General features: G+C 65.0%; 15 protein-coding genes. 10 read left to right on the plus strand and 5 right to left on the minus strand.

Translation table 11 applies throughout. The features are described 5' to 3' along the window. Positions 1-12: 12 nt before the first annotated feature. Positions 13-903, minus strand: coding sequence for a bifunctional methylenetetrahydrofolate dehydrogenase/methenyltetrahydrofolate cyclohydrolase (locus ACFJIU_RS20495; protein ID WP_379062987.1), 891 nt, complete (start codon positions 901-903; stop codon positions 13-15). Between the two features lie 202 nt (positions 904-1,105). Then, a complete protein-coding gene (locus ACFJIU_RS20500; protein WP_379062989.1) occupies positions 1,106-1,861 on the minus strand; it encodes a WecB/TagA/CpsF family glycosyltransferase in 756 nt (251 codons plus the stop codon). Between the two features lie 292 nt (positions 1,862-2,153). Here ACFJIU_RS20500 and proC point away from each other — a divergent pair, with 292 nt between their 5' ends. Both proC and ACFJIU_RS20510 read left to right on the plus strand, forming a co-directional pair. After that, on the plus strand, positions 2,154-2,969 hold the full coding sequence (gene proC, locus ACFJIU_RS20505; protein WP_379062991.1) for a pyrroline-5-carboxylate reductase: 816 nt from the start codon (positions 2,154-2,156) through the stop codon (positions 2,967-2,969). 20 nt (positions 2,970-2,989) lie between these two features. Continuing rightward, on the plus strand, positions 2,990-3,322 hold the full coding sequence (locus ACFJIU_RS20510) for a hypothetical protein (RefSeq protein WP_379062993.1): 333 nt from the start codon (positions 2,990-2,992) through the stop codon (positions 3,320-3,322). A 13-nt stretch (positions 3,323-3,335) separates the two neighbouring features. Here the strand turns inward: ACFJIU_RS20510 and ACFJIU_RS20515 are convergent, their stop codons facing one another. Further along, the gene (locus ACFJIU_RS20515; protein WP_379062995.1) at positions 3,336-4,658 is read right to left on the minus strand and encodes an NAD(P)H-dependent oxidoreductase; all 1,323 of its coding nucleotides are present in this window, start codon (positions 4,656-4,658) and stop codon (positions 3,336-3,338) included. A 270-nt stretch (positions 4,659-4,928) separates the two neighbouring features. Between ACFJIU_RS20515 and ACFJIU_RS20520 the strand changes: the two genes are divergently transcribed. The 6 genes from ACFJIU_RS20520 to ACFJIU_RS20545 all read left to right on the plus strand — a co-directional run bounded on the left by ACFJIU_RS20520 (position 4,929) and on the right by ACFJIU_RS20545 (position 12,518). Then, a complete protein-coding gene (locus ACFJIU_RS20520) occupies positions 4,929-5,648 on the plus strand; it encodes a type 1 glutamine amidotransferase (RefSeq protein ID WP_379062997.1) in 720 nt (239 codons plus the stop codon). Positions 5,649-5,861: 213 nt separating this feature from the next. Continuing rightward, on the plus strand, positions 5,862-6,017 hold the full coding sequence (locus tag ACFJIU_RS20525; protein WP_379062999.1) for a hypothetical protein: 156 nt from the start codon (positions 5,862-5,864) through the stop codon (positions 6,015-6,017). A 6-nt stretch (positions 6,018-6,023) separates the two neighbouring features. After that, a complete protein-coding gene (locus ACFJIU_RS20530) occupies positions 6,024-6,245 on the plus strand; it encodes a hypothetical protein (protein WP_379063001.1) in 222 nt (73 codons plus the stop codon). Positions 6,246-6,338: 93 nt separating this feature from the next. Further along, entirely contained in the window at positions 6,339-7,265 is a 927-nt protein-coding gene (dapA, locus tag ACFJIU_RS20535; RefSeq protein WP_379063003.1) for a 4-hydroxy-tetrahydrodipicolinate synthase, read from the plus strand. A 266-nt stretch (positions 7,266-7,531) separates the two neighbouring features. Further along, a complete protein-coding gene (locus ACFJIU_RS20540; protein WP_379063005.1) occupies positions 7,532-11,980 on the plus strand; it encodes an autotransporter domain-containing protein in 4,449 nt (1,482 codons plus the stop codon). A gap of 181 nt (positions 11,981-12,161) precedes the next feature. Next, positions 12,162-12,518, plus strand: a complete 357-nt coding sequence (locus tag ACFJIU_RS20545) for a cupin domain-containing protein (RefSeq protein WP_379063007.1) — start codon at positions 12,162-12,164, stop codon at positions 12,516-12,518. 37 nt (positions 12,519-12,555) lie between these two features. Here ACFJIU_RS20545 and ACFJIU_RS20550 read toward each other — a convergent pair whose 3' ends face one another. Together ACFJIU_RS20550 and ACFJIU_RS20555 are read right to left on the minus strand one after the other, a co-directional pair. Continuing rightward, the gene (locus ACFJIU_RS20550; RefSeq protein WP_379063009.1) at positions 12,556-12,960 is read right to left on the minus strand and encodes a tautomerase family protein; all 405 of its coding nucleotides are present in this window, start codon (positions 12,958-12,960) and stop codon (positions 12,556-12,558) included. A gap of 400 nt (positions 12,961-13,360) precedes the next feature. Next, a complete protein-coding gene (locus ACFJIU_RS20555; RefSeq protein WP_379063010.1) occupies positions 13,361-14,278 on the minus strand; it encodes a LysR family transcriptional regulator in 918 nt (305 codons plus the stop codon). Between the two features lie 246 nt (positions 14,279-14,524). Between ACFJIU_RS20555 and ACFJIU_RS20560 the strand changes: the two genes are divergently transcribed. Together ACFJIU_RS20560 and ACFJIU_RS20565 are read left to right on the plus strand one after the other, a co-directional pair. Beyond that, positions 14,525-15,157 carry a glutathione S-transferase family protein gene (locus tag ACFJIU_RS20560; protein ID WP_379063012.1) on the plus strand — a complete coding sequence of 211 codons (633 nt, stop codon included), beginning with the start codon at positions 14,525-14,527 and terminating at the stop codon, positions 15,155-15,157. Positions 15,158-15,198: 41 nt separating this feature from the next. Beyond that, positions 15,199-16,122, plus strand: a complete 924-nt coding sequence (locus tag ACFJIU_RS20565) for a DMT family transporter (protein WP_379063014.1) — start codon at positions 15,199-15,201, stop codon at positions 16,120-16,122. Positions 16,123-16,136 lie beyond the last annotated feature (14 nt).

Here is a 16,136-nt window from a genome sequence, read left to right on the forward strand (position 1 = left end):
AAATGCTGGCGATCAGAAGGATGGTCGGTCGAGTCCGGCGGCAAGATAGGCGGAAATAACCGTGTTGGCCATCAGCATGGCGATCGTCATCGGACCGACGCCCCCGGGCACCGGTGTGATGGCGCCGGCAACGGCCGCGGCTTCGGCATAAGCGACATCGCCGACCAGGCGCGTCTTGCCCTCGCCCTTCTCGGGCGCTGGAATACGGTTGATGCCGACGTCGATGACGGTGGCGCCCGGCTTGACCCAATCGCCCTTGACCATTTCCGGTCGGCCGACCGCCGCCACCAGGATATCAGCCGTGCGGGCCAGCGCGGGCAGATCCTTCGTGCGGCTGTGTGCGATGGTGACGGTGCAGTTGGCGGCAAGCAGCAGGTTGGCCATCGGCTTGCCGACAATGTTGGAACGGCCGACGACAACGGCGTTCAGCCCGGACAGGTCCTTGCCGCGCACGCGCTCGATCAGCAGCATCGAGCCGGCGGGCGTGCAGGGCACGAAGGCGGTTTCAAGTTCGCCGGCGCCGAGCTTGCCGACATTGATGAAGTGGAAGCCGTCGACATCCTTTTCCGGCGCAATCGCCTGGATGACCTTGCCGGCATCGACATGGTCCGGCAGCGGCAATTGCACCAGGATGCCATGAATGGCCGGGTCGGCGTTGAGATCGGCGATGATGCCGAGCAGGCCGGCTTCGCTCGTCTCGGCCGGCAGCGTGTGCTGCACGGAATGGAAGCCGCACTCCTTGGCGGTACGGGACTTCGAGGCGACATAGACCTGGCTGGCCGGGTCTTCACCGACGATGACGACGGCAAGGCCGGGCCTGGTACCGGCAAGGGCTGCGGTCAGCGCCTTGACCTTGCCGACCACATCCTCGGCCACTTTTTTTCCATCGATCACGTCAGCCATGCTTCACCCGGTCAGCCAAATCACGTTCATGCCAGAACAGAGGCGCGACCTTCTCACGAAATTCCACCAATGCAATCCCGCCAAAACGCCGTTGCATGCCGTAAACTCGAAACTCCACCTGCTTGTCCTGGCAACCATATGTAGGCTTAGGCTTACCGATTGCCCGACCGGGCAACTCCTTGGGCGCTCCGCGGCAACACGTTTACCGGATCATCCGGGGCGGAGATGCCGTCCGTTTCTGGCGGATGACACGGCACAGGAACAGCGGGTTGCCTATGAGATAGCGGCGCCACATCCGGCCAGGTTCGACGATGAGCCGGAATGCCCATTCTAGCCTCAGCCTGCGCAGCCAGAGCGGCGCGCGCGGCACGGCGCCGCTCAGGAAATCGAACAGCGCACCGACAGCCAGGGGCAGCGTGCAATGGCGATGGTCGAGATTGCGGGCAATCCACAATTCCTGGCGCGGCACGCCCATGGCGACGAGCAGGATGTCGGGCCGATGCTCGGCCAGTTGCTGGACGATGCCCCGCTCCTCCGCCGACGAAAAGAAGCCATCGTGAAAGACGATGATCCTGTGCTGAGGCACCAGCTGGCGCAGCCTGGCGCCGGCGCCCTCGGCATTGGCGCGTGTGGCGCCGAGCAAACCAACCGTCAGCGGCTCCTTGATGGCCATGAGCAGGTCCGGTACGAAATCGGTGCCGTTGAGATTGGCCGGGAACTTCCGGCCGTAGAGCAGCCTGGCGGCGATATCGACGCCGATGCCGTCCGGCAAGACCAGGAAATCGCCCAGCGCGCCCGCGAAACTGTCATCGACCGAAGCAATGTTGGCGTTGTGCGCGTTGAGGAAGGTGACCTTGGTGAAGCGCCTGTCGCGCACCAGGCCGGCAAGCTGCGACAACGCCTCCTCCCAGCCCAGGCTGGCGACGGAAACTCCCAGAACCGATCGTGTGCATCCCATGCCGAAGTTCCCGACAGCAGGCACCTGTTCTGCCCGCCTCCCGATCAAAGCCGCACCACGGCTGGCGCGGCACCTGAAGGTTTCCCATCTTCGACACGGGCATTGCTGACGCAGCGATGATGCGGACGGGAGAAGCCCGCACTATCGCCCGGCGCGCTTCATTAGCAAAGGGCGATGAAGCGATGATTAAGGCGCATGGGGGTGTTTTTATCTTCTTGCGCAAGGAGAAGATAAGCGTCTCTCTTCCACCCCCTTGCACGACCGTCTAAGGAAGGGCTTTCCGGAGGCTTTCATGACCATCAAGCTTGTTCTCGCCGGCTGCGGCAATATGGGTTACGCCATGCTGGCCGGCTGGGTGAAATCCGGCAAGCTGAAGGCTGCGGAAGTGCTGGTCGTGGAGCCCGCCGATGCGCTGCGCGCCCGCGCGGAAGCGCTGGGCTGCCCGGCGGTGGCGGACGCGGCAGACATTCCGGCGGATACAAAACCCGCGATCGTCGTGCTGGCGGTCAAGCCGCAGGTGATCCGCGAGGTGACGGCTGCCTACACGAAATTCGGCAATGGCGAGACGACCTTCCTCAGCGTCGCCGCAGGCACGCCGGTCGCCACCTTTGCCGGCATCCTGGGCGACCGCACGCCGATCGTGCGCTGCATGCCGAACACCCCTGCCGCCATCGGCAAGGGCATGATGGTGGTGTTTTCCAACAGCCTGGTCTCAGAAGCCGCCAGGAGCCTGGTGGCCGATCTGCTCTCCTCGAGCGGCGCCGTAGCAACGATCGACGATGAAGCCCAGATGGATGCCGTGACCGCCGTTTCGGGTTCGGGACCCGCCTACATCTTCCATTTCATCGAATGCCTGACCGCCGCCGGCGAACAGGCCGGCCTGCCTGTCGGGACGGCGAAGCTGCTTGCCATGCAGACGGTCTATGGCGCTGCCACGCTCGCGGCTGAAAGCGGCGAAGAACCCGGCCTGCTGCGCCAGCAGGTGACCAGCCCGAACGGCACGACGGCAGCAGCGCTCGGCGTGCTGATGGGCGGCGACAGGCTGAAGAGCCTCATCGGTGAGGCCGTCGAGGCAGCAAGGGCACGATCGGTGGAACTGGGCAAGTGACCCGTTGACAGGATCTCAAGGTGACGGAACCTGAGGCGCTGAAGGTCGGCGATCCGGTCAGGATCCGGGCCGACGGGACGGAAAGCTCCGGACAGGTGCTGGCGCTCGCCGACTGGCAGTGGATTCTCGTGCGGGCCGATGACGGCCAGCTCTGGCTGGACGTCGTGATGAACATATCCGCGGCCTATTGGTCACAGCTCGTCCTGCTGGATAGCGGCACCGATGCGCACGACCTGGACGCCATCGCGGAGATTGCTCGTGCCGTGGCATGGCATCCGCGCCGCGTTGGCGTTGCCGATGTCCCGGGTGCGGAGCGGCTTGGCGGACGAGATGATCAGTTGCTGAAGCTGTAAGCAGCGAACCCGATCAGCCCTGCATCGCTCCGTAGAGCATCTCGTCCTGCTGACGGCGCAGCGCATAGAGTCGCGTCGAGCTGTCCGGAGCGGCGTTGCCGGCTGTGAGCAGTTCGCCCTTCTTCACCGGCTTCAGCACCTTGCCGCCCTCGAGAAGGCCGACCGGCACGGCGTGCTCGGCGCGCGCTTCCCCAACCGTCATAGTCCAGGAGCGGTAGCAGGTCTCGCCTATGGCATCGAAGGTCTCGCCGGCAGCGAGATCGCGCTTGGCCACCGCGCAGACCTCGGCGACGGGGCACGGCAGCGGCACCATGTCGGGCTTGCCGTAGAGCATGATGCGGGCTGCCGTCAGCGGCACTTCCAGCGAGGTCAGGTGATAGGGCCGGAACAGGCCATAATAGGGGCCCTTGCCGACATGCAGATCGTCCAGACGTTCGATAACGCGCGGATGCGTGGCTTCGACAATGACGAAAACGCCGGGCGCCACGCCCTTGCCGATGGTGTAGTCGACCACGCCCTTCTTCGACAGCACGCCACCGTCGGCGCGCGGGATCAGCACCTTGGCCAGTTCGTCGCGGTTGGCGGCGGGGCCGTGCATGCCCGGCCTGTCCGGCACCAGGCCGGTGGCGTTGGCGATCGCGCACATCTCGACCATGGTCTTGGAGCCATCGACGAACTCGACCAGCATGCGCGGGTTCATGTTGCGCGCCAAAGCCTCGGCACGATAGTCGTCAGGCACCGCATCATGATTGAGCGGATTGTTCTTGCCTTTGCCGGCAGCGACGACCGTGCAGCCAAGCGCGGACACGAACTCGATCAATTCCATGCAGGAGGAGGGCTCGTCGCCGGCGCCGAGCGAATAGACGACGCCGAGCCGGTCGGCCTCCTTCTTCAGCAGGCAGCCGATGGTGACGTCGGCCTCGACATTCATCATCACCAGATGTTTGCCGTGCTCCATCGCCGACAGGCAGAAGTCGGCGGCAACACCGGGCTTGCCGGTGGCGTCGATCACCACGTCGACCAGCGGGTTGGTTACCAGCATGTCGTTGGTGGTGATGGCGATCCTGCCTGCCTCGATCGCCGCGGTGACCTGGGCCTGGTTCTCCGCCTCGCGCGCCATCAACTCGTCGCCATAGGCGATGCGGATGGCCTCGCGCGCGGTGTGCGGGCGCCTCGTCGAAATGGCGCAGACCTCGATGCCCGGCATCAGCATGCCCTGCGTGACGAGGTCGGTACCCATTTCTCCGGAACCGATGACGCCGATGCGCACCGGCCTGCCCTCGTCGGCGCGCCGGGCGAGGTCGCGGGCAAGTCCGGTCAGGGCGACATTGGTCATGAACTGGTTCCGATGGATCCTGGAGCGTTTCCGTTTTCCTGGAAACGCTCTAACTCTTTGTTTCTACGCAATTCCGGACGGAAAACCGCTACACGCTTTTCCTGGAATTGCTCCCGCTCTTGCCGGAAACGGCCGGACCTTGTCAACAAACCGCCATGGCGCCGAACGCGCCAGGCGTTGTGATGGCCGAACCTTACGTCTGGATCATTGGGAAACCAACGCCGCCCGGCTATGCAATAGTCCGTCCCGAGCGACCCGACGGAGAAATCCATGCGCATTCTCGTCTTCCAGCATGTCGATGTCGAACATCCCGGCATCTTCCGCGATTTCTGGGCCGAACAAGGGCATGACTGGGTGCCGGTCGAGCTCGACGCGGGCGAGCCCGTCCCCGCCTTCGACGGTTTCGACCTGCTCGCCGTGTTCGGCGGACCGATGGATGTCTGGCAGGAAGAGGCCCATCCCTGGCTGGTGCCCGAGAAGGCAGCGATCCGGCGCTGGGTCGCCGAACTCGGGCGGCCCTATCTCGGCATCTGCCTCGGCCACCAGTTGCTGGGTGCAGCACTTGGCGGCACGGTCGGACTGATGGGCAGGCCCGAAGTCGGGCTGGCTTCGGTCGAGCTGACCGCGGCCGGCCGCAGCGATCGGATCTTTGCCGGCCTCGGGCCGACGGTCGATTGCCTGCAATGGCACGGTGCGGAAATCGCGCGCCTGCCCGAAGGCGCCGAAATCCTGGCCAGCAATGCCGCCTGCGCAACGCAGGCGATCCGCTGGGGGCAGCACGCCTATGGTTTCCAGTACCATCTCGAAGCGATGGAAACGACGGTGGCCGACTGGGCGGCGATCCCAGAGTACAAGCAAAGCCTGGAAAAGGTCATGGGCGCCGGCGCCGCCGCAATCCTCGAAGCGACGATGGCGCCCCGGCTCGCCGACTTCCGCAAGGCGGCGAAGCGGCTGAACGACAATCTGATGACGGTTGCCGCGGGTTCATAAGGCACGACCATCGGACAGCGCGCTGCATCACATGCGTTGCCATGAGTCCCCTGGAAACCGGCTTCCCGGGCCGGCCGCCACGCCATTCCTTTTCCGCCCCACCCTTACAAAATCCTTATCTTTCATCCCTGCCTTCTGTCTCGAACCCTTATGCCGGGGCTCCTAACTTCCCGGCTGCACACGCTTCAAGGCGCGGTGCGAAAGGAACGAGACATGTACAGCTATTACCTCCCCGACAACGACGACCGCATGCCCCATGCCGTCGCGCGCAGCATGCAAAACAGCGAGCCGCTGATGTTCGTGCGGCTTTTCCTGGTGGTCGGCATCTTCTTTGCCGCGATTGCCGGTTTCCACCAGCTCATCGGGTGACCGGCAATGCGTAACTCGCTGATTTCGGAGCCTCCTTCCGCGATCCACCGTTTCCTGGTCGGACGCGATGGCGACGGGCGCTGGATCGCCCGCGATGAACTCGGCCTGACCGGCGGCGTCTTCGCCGACAAGGCAGCGGCGATCCATTTCGCCGAGACCGAAAGCGACCACAAGGCCGGCTGCGTCCGCCTTGCGCCGGACGGCACCCGCCTATCGCTCTTCAACTGACACAACCCGTTTCGGACCGGCCGGCGACGCTGCGCCATGCCCCCGCCCTGCGGCGCGCGTCAGGCCGGTCCGGATCCCGCAAAGAGAACCCCGATGCACATCGACAGAACCCGCCTCAAAGGCGCCATTTCCGCGCTGCCGACACCGTTCCGCAAGGGCGCGGTCGACATGACCGCATTCGATTTCCTGATCCGCTGGCAGCTCGAGCACGGCATAGACGGCGTCGTCGTCTGCGGCACCACCGGCGAAGCGCCGACGCTGACGCATGACGAACGCCTCGCCGTCACGCGCCGCTGCGTCGAAACCGTCGCCGGCCAGGTCCCGGTGATCGCCGGCACCGGTTCGAACAGCACGGATGAGACGATCGCCACGACGCTGGCCGCCGCCGCCTGCGGCGCGGATGCAGCCCTCGTCGTGACGCCTTATTACAACAAGCCTAGCCAGGAGGGCCTCTACCGCCACTTCGCGGCGATCGCACAGGCGACGACCATCCCGCTGATCCTCTACAACGTGCCGACGCGCACCGGCGTCGACCTGTTGCCGGACACGGTGCGCAGGCTGGCAGCCTTTCCAGCGATCATCGGCATCAAGGACGCCACCGGCGACCTCGACCGACCCGAGCGCACCGCCAAGCTTGCCGGCGCGGACTTCCTGCAATTTTCCGGGCACGATGCCACCGCACTCGCCTTCAACACTATCTGTGGCGCCGGCGCGATTTCGGTCGCCGCCAACGTGGCGCCGGGCCTCTGCGCGGAAATGTTTCGCGCCTGCCGCGCCGGCGACCTGCTCTCGGCCCGGACGATCCGTCACCGGCTGGAACCGCTGGTTGCCGCGCTGGAACGCGAAACCAATCCGGTGGCGGTGAAATACGCCTTGCACCGCCTGCTTGGACTGAGTCCGGACGTGCGCCTGCCACTGACAGTCGCAAGGCCGGAAACGGAAGCCGCTGTCGAACAGGCGATCACCACGCTGTTCCCCTTCGATTTCGATGAGCCCAAACGCGTCGCTGCACGCCGATAGCAACAAGGCAACAGAAGATTCGCCCGCTTTTTGGGCCTGCAAGGATAGGGTTTATAAACCCTTTTGCTGGTCCAAATGCGGGCAGGCTTTTAGGCGATTGCGTTCATTAGAGCTTGCTTTTATTCCTCGTGCCGCAAGGTAAGTTGAGATCGACAGTTGATTCTCTCAACTTTATTTACCTGGCTAAAGGCATACCGGGGTGGCGGCCCCGCGGCAGGAGGGGGCCACAGCCTGTGTCGACCCAGCGATATTCCAAACAGACTGTCTTGAGCGCCAGCGTTTCGTTTGCCGCGCTTATGGCGCTCGGGTTGGCATTTAGCTCGGCATCCGCCTGGGCCGATGGCGGCGATGGCCGGTCGAATGCCGGCGGAACGGGTGGCGCTGGCGGCATCGATGGCACGCTGGCCGAGGCGACGGGCAAGGATGCCACCGGCAACAGCACCCTCAACGGCGGCGGCGGCGGTGGCCTCGACCTGACCACTGGCAACGGTGCTCCCGGTGGTGCCACCATCCGCACCGTTGGCGGCGCGAGAGGTGCGAACGGCACGACGGGCCAGACGGTCACCATCGACACGATCCTCAATGCGTCGGTCAGCGGCGGAATGGGCACAGCCGCCCCTCTGGTTGCAGGAATGCCGGGCGGCCAGGGTGGCGGCGGTGTCGGCGTCAGCGCAACGGCGAAGGTCACGGTTCTGGGCGGCGTGACCATAACCGGCGGCGCAGGACGGACGACCGGCACCCAACCCGCGGGAAGTGGCGGTGCCGGCGGTGGTGGCGCCGGCATCTTTTCGACCAGCGATGTGACGGTGGACGCGACTGGTGCCGTCGTCGGCGGTGCCGGCGGAAATGGCAACACGCTTGGCGGCGGCGGTGGCGGTGGCGCAGCCGCGATCGTGCTGAGCGGCAACGGAACACTCCAGAACAGCGGAACGCTGACAGGCGGCAAAGGCGGCAACGGTTCAGCCAATGTCGACGCCGGTGACGGCGGCGCTGGCATAAGGGTGGTTTCTGGAGGCACCGTCTTCAACACGACCACCGGCAAGATCACCGGCGGCCTTGGCGGCACGGGGAACAGCGGGGGCGATGGTGGTGCAGGCATCAAGGGCTCCAACATCACGATCATCAATGCCGGCGAGATCAGTGGCGGCGCCGGTTCAGTGATTGGCGGCATCGCCGGCCAGGCCATCCAGTTCACCGGCGGCGTCAACACGCTGGAAATCCAGGTCGGTTCCAACATCGCCGGCAATGTGAAGGCGTTCGGCGCAGCCGACACCTTCAGGCTGGGCGGCGCCATCAACGGTACTTTCGATGTCTCGCAGATCGGTACCGGCGCCAAGTATGACGGATTCGGCCATTTCGAAAAGACCGGCACCGGCACCTGGACGTTGACCGGCACCACGGCCGCCGCCACCGCATGGACACTGAGCCAGGGCGTGCTCTCGATTTCCTCCGACGCCAATCTTGGCGCGGCTTCCGGCAACCTGACCTTCAATGGTGGCACGTTGCAGACAACGGCGAGTATTGCGAGTGCGCGCAATGTGACGCTGGCCGGAAACGGCACCGTGCTGACCGATGTCGGCACGATGTTGACGTTGACCGGCATCGTTTCAGGCCCGGGCGGACTGGCCAAGTCCGGAATGGGCACGCTGACGCTGACCGGCACCAACAGCTATTCCGGCAACACCACGATCGCTGCCGGCGCGCTGCAGCTCGGCAATGGCTCCACGTCCGGCTCGATCACCGGCAATGTCGTCAACAACGCCGCTCTCGTCTTCAACCGCAGCAACGCTCTGACCCTGGCCGGCCTCATCTCCGGCAGCGGTTCAGTGCAGCAGGTCGGCGGCGGCGTCACCACGCTGGCGGGCGCCAACAGCTATGCCGGCGCCACGCTGGTGACCAACGGCACCCTGCTCGTCAACGGCAACCAGACAGCGGCCACCGGCCTAGCTCTCGTCGCCTCCGGAGCCTCTCTGGGCGGCAACGGCACCATCGGCGGTGACGTGACAATCAACAACGACGCGACACTGGCGCCCGGCGACGCCGGTGCTGCCCCCGGCACGCTGACCATCAACGGCAATCTCAATCTCAACGAAAACAGCAACCTTACTTATGATTTCGGCCAGGCCAATGTCGCCGGCGGCGCCTTGAATGATCTGGTCAAGGTCGGCGGCGACCTGACGCTGAACGGCACACTCAACATCGCCATGGCACCGGGCGGCACGTTCGGTCCGGGCGTCTATCGCATCGCCAGCTATGGCGGCACATTGAGCGACAATGGCCTGAACGTCGGCAGCCTTCCCGCCGGCACGCTGCCGGGAACGGTGTTCGTGCAGACAGCGGTCGACAAGCAGGTCAACCTCGTCAACACCGCTGGGCTCGCCTTCAGCTATTGGGACCCGATCAACCCGCCTTCCAATCCCGGCAACAACGGCCGGGTCGACGGCGGCTCGGGCATCTGGCGCAATGACGTTGCCAACAATGGCTGGGCCACCCGCGACGGCGTGGTGAACGCGCCATGGACCAACGGCAACTTCGCCGTCTTCCAGGCTGCGGCGGGCACGGTGACGGTGGACAATTCCGGCGCGGCGCCGGTGACGGTCGCCGGCATGCAGTTCGCCATCAACGGCTATGTCGTGACGGGCGATGCCCTGACTCTTGCCGGTTCGCCCGATAGTGTCATCCGCGTCGGCGACGGCACCAGCGACGGTGCCGGCTACACCGCCACCATCAGCGCTGTGCTGCAAGGCAATTCCCGGCTGGTCAAGACCGATCTCGGCACGCTGGTGCTCGGCGGCATCAACACCTATAGCGGCGGCACGGCGATCAACGGCGGTACGCTGCAAATCTCAGCCGACGCCAATCTCGGCGCAGCTTCCGGCGGGCTGAGCCTCGATGGCGGCGCACTGCACACGACCGCCGACATCGCCAGCGCACGTTCACTGACAATCACCGGCAACGGTGCGCTGCTGACTGGTACGGGCACGACATTGACGCTGTCGGGCAGCATCGCCGGCAATGGCAGCCTGGCCAAGACCGGCGCAGGCACGCTGAAACTCACCGGCGACAGCTCGGCTTTTGCCGGCAAGACCTCCATCGGGCAAGGCATCCTCTCCGTAGACGGCAAACTCGGCGGCACGCTCGATGTGCTGGCGGGTGGCCGCCTGCAAGGCAACGGCACGATCGGCGGCATGAGCGTTGCCAATGGCGGCGTGGTGGCGCCGGGCAATTCGATCGGCACGCTGAATGTGGCGGGTGACGTCTCGTTCGCAACCGGTTCGACCTATGAGGTCGAGATCGCCGGCAATGGCACTGGCGACCGCATTGCCGCCACCGGCAAGGCAACACTCGGGGGCGGCACCGTGGCAGTCACGGCGCTGGACGCACAGACCAGCTACCAGACGAGCCAGACCTACACGATCCTGACGGCGGCCGGCGGTGTGACCGGCGGCTTCGATCCGGCCGTGCTGGCCCGCTCGGCCTTCCTCGAAGCGACGCTTGCCCAGAGCACCAATGCCGTCGACCTGAAGATCGCCATCAAGAAGCCGCAGGAGCCGGGTGGCGGAAAGCCGGTCTTCGCCAAGGTCGCCAACACCTACAACCAGAAGCAGACGGCCGGCGCGCTGGATACGCTGCAGCAGAGCGGCGCACCACTGGCGCTCTACAACAAGCTGCTGGTGCTGTCGGCCGACGAGGGACGCGCCGCCTTCGACAGCCTGTCGGGCGAGGTCAATGCCTCGACGGTGACGGGTCTCATCGAAGACAGCCGCTTCGTGCGCGAGGCCATCAATGACCGCCTGCGCTCGGCCTTCGGGACCGTCGGCGCCGAGCCGTTGCCGCCGATGGGCTATGGCGAGGATGCGAAAGCAATCACCACGGCTTCGGTTGCTTCCGAACGCTATGGCGCCTGGGGCTCGGTGTTCGGATCGTGGGGACATTTCGGCGGCGACGGCAACGCCGCCAGGCTGAACCGTTCGATCGGTGGCTTCGTCACCGGTGTTGACGGTCTTGTCACCGACGATGTCCGCCTCGGCTTCGTGGCCGGCTACAGCCATTCCTCGCTCAAGGTCGATGACAGGCGTTCTTCGGCTTCGAGCGACAACTATCATCTCGGCATCTATGGCGGTACCGGGATGGGTGCGCTGTCGCTGCGCTCGGGCCTTGCCTACACATGGAGCGAGATCGATACGAGCCGGCAGGTCGCCTTCCCCGGCCTCAGCGACAGCCTGACCGGGTCCTACCGCGCCGGCACCACGCAGCTGTTCGGCGAACTCGGCTACGGCATCAAGGCCGGCAGCATCGCCTTCGAACCCTTCGCCAACCTCGCCTATGTCAATGTCCACACCAATGGCTTCAATGAAACCGGCGGGGCATCGGCGCTGAGCGTCCACAGCGGTTCCAACGACAACAGCTTCACCACGCTCGGCATCCGCGCTTCGACCGATTTCGACATCGGCTCAACAAGGGCGACGGCACGCGGCATGATCGGCTGGCGCCATGCCTATGGCGATGTGACGCCAACCATCAGCCAGGCCTTCACCGGCAGCAGCGCTTTCACGATCGCCGGTGCGCCGATCGCGAAGGATGCCGCGGTCATCGAAGCCGGGCTGGACTTCGCCATCGCGCCGCGAGCGACGCTCGGCATCTCCTACCATGGCCAGGCCGGATCGAAGATCAGCGACCACGGCGTGCGGGCCGATCTCAACGTCAAGTTCTGACGGCAGGACATCATCGCCCGCCCCGGCTCGCCGGGGCGGGCGATGCGAGCGAACGGTTGGGATAACTCCGGAGCGCCTCAGGCTTCGATCACCAGCAGGAAACGAAGTTGCCTGAATTTGACGCATCGGATATTCGAATTGCGGGCACCCCGCCCGCAAATCCAATTGGGAGAGGTTCACGGTGACACGCAGCACACTTATCAAGTTCGGCAAGGTGGAGAACGCCGATTCCAGTGACCTGCCGGGCTGGGTGGTGGTCGAAGGAAAGCCGACGATGAAGACCGCCGTCCAGCACACCACCCAGGATGGCAAGGTTCTGTCGGGCACATGGCAAGCGACCCCAGGCACCTATCATGCAACCTACACCGATTATGAATTCGTCCACATGATCGCCGGCCGCATCATCATCACTCCGGACGGCGGCGATCCGGTCGAAGTCGGTCCGGGCGATGCGTTTGTCGTGGAAGCCGACTTCAAGGGGACCTGGAAGATCATCGAGCCGGTGACGAAGCACTTCGTGGTCACCGTCGGATCGTAGTGACGCAAGCCGTCCCGACCCGGACGAGCCGACAGGTTCAATCGTGTGTCATGGCCTGGACCTGATCGTAGGAAACCAGGCTGCCGCCTGCGCCGAAGCTTCCGCGCTGCAACGGATGGAAGGTGCACCAGACAGTGCGGCCGTCACTGCCCTCGGCGCGGAATGCCTCTGTGATCTGGTCCACAAGTTCGACCCGACGCTGGTGGGTCAGGGCTTCCGCGAAGGCCCGCACCTGGACGTCGAAACGTGGGTGGTCGGAAGGTTTTCCCCCGACAAAAACACGGTCCGCCGCGTGCCAGGCAATGACGGCGATGCCGCGTGATCGCGCGTTGTCCGGAAGACCCTCGGCGGCAATGGCAGCAGCGGTGATCCTTTCGGAGATGCGTTCCTGCTGCTCTTCGGTAACCGAGCCGGACGGGTGAACGATATCGACGAGCGGCAACGGCTCCTCCTGGAGAGCTGGAGCGAACGGAAACGCTCCAGCGATCCATGCCCCGCGAAGATTACCGCATTCTGTCGTCCCGGCGGCGAGATGAAGGTCTTGCCGGGCCATCCGTCCTGAAACGCAAATTTCAGAAAAATATCAGAATCCGGGCCTTGCCTCGTCGAGACATTAGCCTGAAGAAATATATGGGCCGCTGGTGTAGTAGCTTTTGGCGGTCCGATGTCACATTCCGGCTCCAACGGCCGCCCGCTCAGCCTCGGCTGGGCGGGCTTTTGGAGCATTTTGTAGCCAAGTGGAATCACTTGGCGTTACAAAAATGCGACGAAAACAAAAACTTAGAGCGTTTCCGCGTTTCCGTGAAAAACGGAAACGCTCTGGTGGATGCGGCGCGCGCCTCCTACCCCTGGCTTGCCTCGAACAGCGGACGGTGTTTCGTCAGCGCCTGGCCGGCGAATTCGGTGAAAGCGCTGACGCGGGCGGTGCGGCGCAGGTCCTCATGGGTGAGGATCCACAGCGCCGTTGCCATCTCGGCAACGGGAGAGCCGATGCGCACAAGGCCGGGCGTCCTTTCGCCGAGATAACATGGCAGGCCGACAAGGCCGAGGCCGGCAGCTGCTGCCTCGCGAGCCGCGACCAGCGAGTCGCAACGCAGCACCGAAGCCGCGCCAGGCAGCGTGGCGCGCATCCATCGGGCGACGCTCGAGCCAGCCAGCGCATCGCTGAGGCCGATCCAGCGTTCATCGGTTACCGCCAGATCGTCCCTGGGTTCGAGACCACGTTCCCGGAGGTAGGCGGGCGCGGCGTAGATGGCGAAGGCTATGCCCGAGATACGGCGGCCGACCAGGGTCTCCGGCGGGTCCATGGCCGGGCGCACGGCGACATCGGCGTCACGATGGGTAAGGTTGGCAAAGGCATTGGCCGTGGCCACTTCAAGCAGCACGCCGGGGTGGCGCTGGCGAAAAGCCGCCAGGATCGATGGCAGCACCGACGCCATCAGCGTGTCGGTGGTGGTGATACGCAGGCTGCCTTCGAGGCGCAGGTCCTGTCCGGTCAGGCGGCGCTCGAGCTCGGTGACGGTTTCCGCCATCTGCCTTGACACGGCCAGCAGTTCCTCGCCGCCAGCCGTCAGCGTGTAGCCGGTCGGCAGACGGTCGAACAGGCGCACGCCGAGCTTCTGCTCGAAGGCGCCGACCCGCCGCAGCACGGTGGTGTGGTTGACGCCGAGCGAACGGGCCGCGGCGGCGAGCGAACTCGTCTCCGCCACCGCCAGCACGAAGCGCAGATCTTCCCAGTCGATGCGGTAATTGCTGTGCATGATTGCACGAGCCTAACGCAGGATCGCGCATCAGGCGAGCACCGTTGCAGTGCCCTTGCCCGTGATTTCAAAGCCGGTCGCCAGCCCACACTCCAAATCCAGTTCTTTTCCTGGACGAGCTGCGCCGCCATCGATCTATGTGCATTTTTGCAGATCGTGATGGCAAACTGACAGATCGTACTGCAAAGCAGCACAGTCTACCTACAATCCAACGATCGGGACGGGCCGGTCGAAGGAGACCAAGAGATGACCCCCCTCCAGCTCTACACCTACCAGACGCCGAACGGCCACAAGGCCTCGATCATGCTCGAGGAAACCGGATTGCCCTACGAGGTCCAGATCGTTGACATCGAGGCTGGCGAGCAGAGAACGCCGGAGTTCCTGGCACTCAATCCCAATAACAAGATCCCGGTCATCGTCGACCCGGACAGGGGCCGCACCGTCTTCGAATCCGGCGCGATCCTGCATTATCTGGCCGACCGTTCCGGCGTGCTGGTGCCGGGCTCCGATGCCGAACGCACCGAGGTACAGAGCTGGACCCTGTTCCAGGCCGCGCATGTCGGGCCGACACTCGGCCAGCTCTGGAACTACAAGATCTTCGCACCGGAGAAGATCCCCTATGTCATCGGCCGCTTCGAGGCCGAGGCAAACCGCGTCTTCCGCGTCCTGGAAAGCCAGCTGTCGCGCCACGCCCACATTGTCGGCGACGCCTATGGCATCGCCGATGTGATGACCTGGCCCTGGATCCATGCCGGCCTGACCAAGCTCGGGCTCTCGCTCGACGCCACGCCCAGCCTCGCCCGCTGGTACATGGCAATCGGCGCCCGGCCCGCTGTGCTGCGCGGCCTCGTCGTGCCCCGGCTGCCCAGCCACGCCTGACCCCCAACATCATTCGCATTTTCTGCAAGAAGGAGGCTCCCATGGAGACCCTGTTCGTACCTTTGTCCCTGTTCGCCGGCGGCCTGCTCGCCGTCCAGGCCGGCGCCAATGCGCAACTCTCGAAAGCCATCGGCTCGCCTTTCGCAGCGACCACGCTGCAGCTGACCGTCGGCACCGCACTGCTGTTTCTGATTGCCCTGTTCACTGGCACCCTGGCCGCGCTTGGCGCCTTGCCACGGGCCGAATGGTGGCATCTGGTCGGGGGCACCGCCTCGGCGATCTATGTCGTCTCGACCATCCTGCTGTTTCCCCGCCTCGGCGCCGTCGTCTCGGTCGGGCTGTTCATCGCCGGCCAGATGCTCGCCTCGCTCGCCCTCGACAGCTTCGGCCTGCTCGGCGTGACGCGGACCGGCCTGCACGCGGGAGCCGCCATCGGCACAGTTGTCGTGCTCGCCGGCGTCGCCATGATCGTCTTCGGCCAGGGCGGCAAGGACAATCTGAAAGCCTACAAGCTGGCCTGGATCGCACTGGCGCTGATCGCCGGTGCAGTGCTTCCGGTCCAGGGTGCGGTCAACGCGCTGCTGCGGCATGATCTCGGCGGCGCGCCTTTCGCGGTCGGCGCCATCTCGTTCTTCGTCGCCACGCTGGCGATGGCGGCGGTGATGCTGGTGGTGCTGGCTCTGCGCAAGACGCCGAGCCCCAACATCGCCGGCGTGCAGACCATGCCCTGGTGGGGCTGGCTCGGCGGCGTTGCGGGGGCAACCTACGTCACCACCGTGTTCACCGCCATCCCGGTGATCGGCGCGGCCGCCGCAGTCGGCTTCACCGTCGCCGGACAGCAGGTCGCCAGCATATTCGTCGACCGTTATGGCTGGTTCCGCCTGCCGCAGCGTCCGGTGTCGGGCCTGCGCCTGGCAGGTGTAATCCTGCTCCTCGCCGGCGTCGCCGTCATCAAGCTGGCCTGAACCCGATCGGTGAT

This window comes from Mesorhizobium sp. UC74_2 (genome assembly GCF_042701485.1).
GTDB lineage: Bacteria > Pseudomonadota > Alphaproteobacteria > Rhizobiales > Rhizobiaceae > Mesorhizobium.

Coding starts and splice junctions, on each gene's coding strand:
- dapA (WP_379063003.1), top strand. CDS start 6,339: ATGCACATCGACAGAACCCGCCTCAAAGGCGCCATTTCCGCGCTGCCG.
- ACFJIU_RS20555 (WP_379063010.1), bottom strand. CDS start 14,278: ATGCACAGCAATTACCGCATCGACTGGGAAGATCTGCGCTTCGTGCTG.
- ACFJIU_RS20520 (WP_379062997.1), top strand. CDS start 4,929: ATGCGCATTCTCGTCTTCCAGCATGTCGATGTCGAACATCCCGGCATC.
- ACFJIU_RS20530 (WP_379063001.1), top strand. CDS start 6,024: ATGCGTAACTCGCTGATTTCGGAGCCTCCTTCCGCGATCCACCGTTTC.
- proC (WP_379062991.1), top strand. CDS start 2,154: ATGACCATCAAGCTTGTTCTCGCCGGCTGCGGCAATATGGGTTACGCC.
- ACFJIU_RS20500 (WP_379062989.1), bottom strand. CDS start 1,861: ATGGGATGCACACGATCGGTTCTGGGAGTTTCCGTCGCCAGCCTGGGC.
- ACFJIU_RS20495 (WP_379062987.1), bottom strand. CDS start 903: ATGGCTGACGTGATCGATGGAAAAAAAGTGGCCGAGGATGTGGTCGGC.
- ACFJIU_RS20565 (WP_379063014.1), top strand. CDS start 15,199: ATGGAGACCCTGTTCGTACCTTTGTCCCTGTTCGCCGGCGGCCTGCTC.
- ACFJIU_RS20560 (WP_379063012.1), top strand. CDS start 14,525: ATGACCCCCCTCCAGCTCTACACCTACCAGACGCCGAACGGCCACAAG.
- ACFJIU_RS20525 (WP_379062999.1), top strand. CDS start 5,862: ATGTACAGCTATTACCTCCCCGACAACGACGACCGCATGCCCCATGCC.
- ACFJIU_RS20515 (WP_379062995.1), bottom strand. CDS start 4,658: ATGACCAATGTCGCCCTGACCGGACTTGCCCGCGACCTCGCCCGGCGC.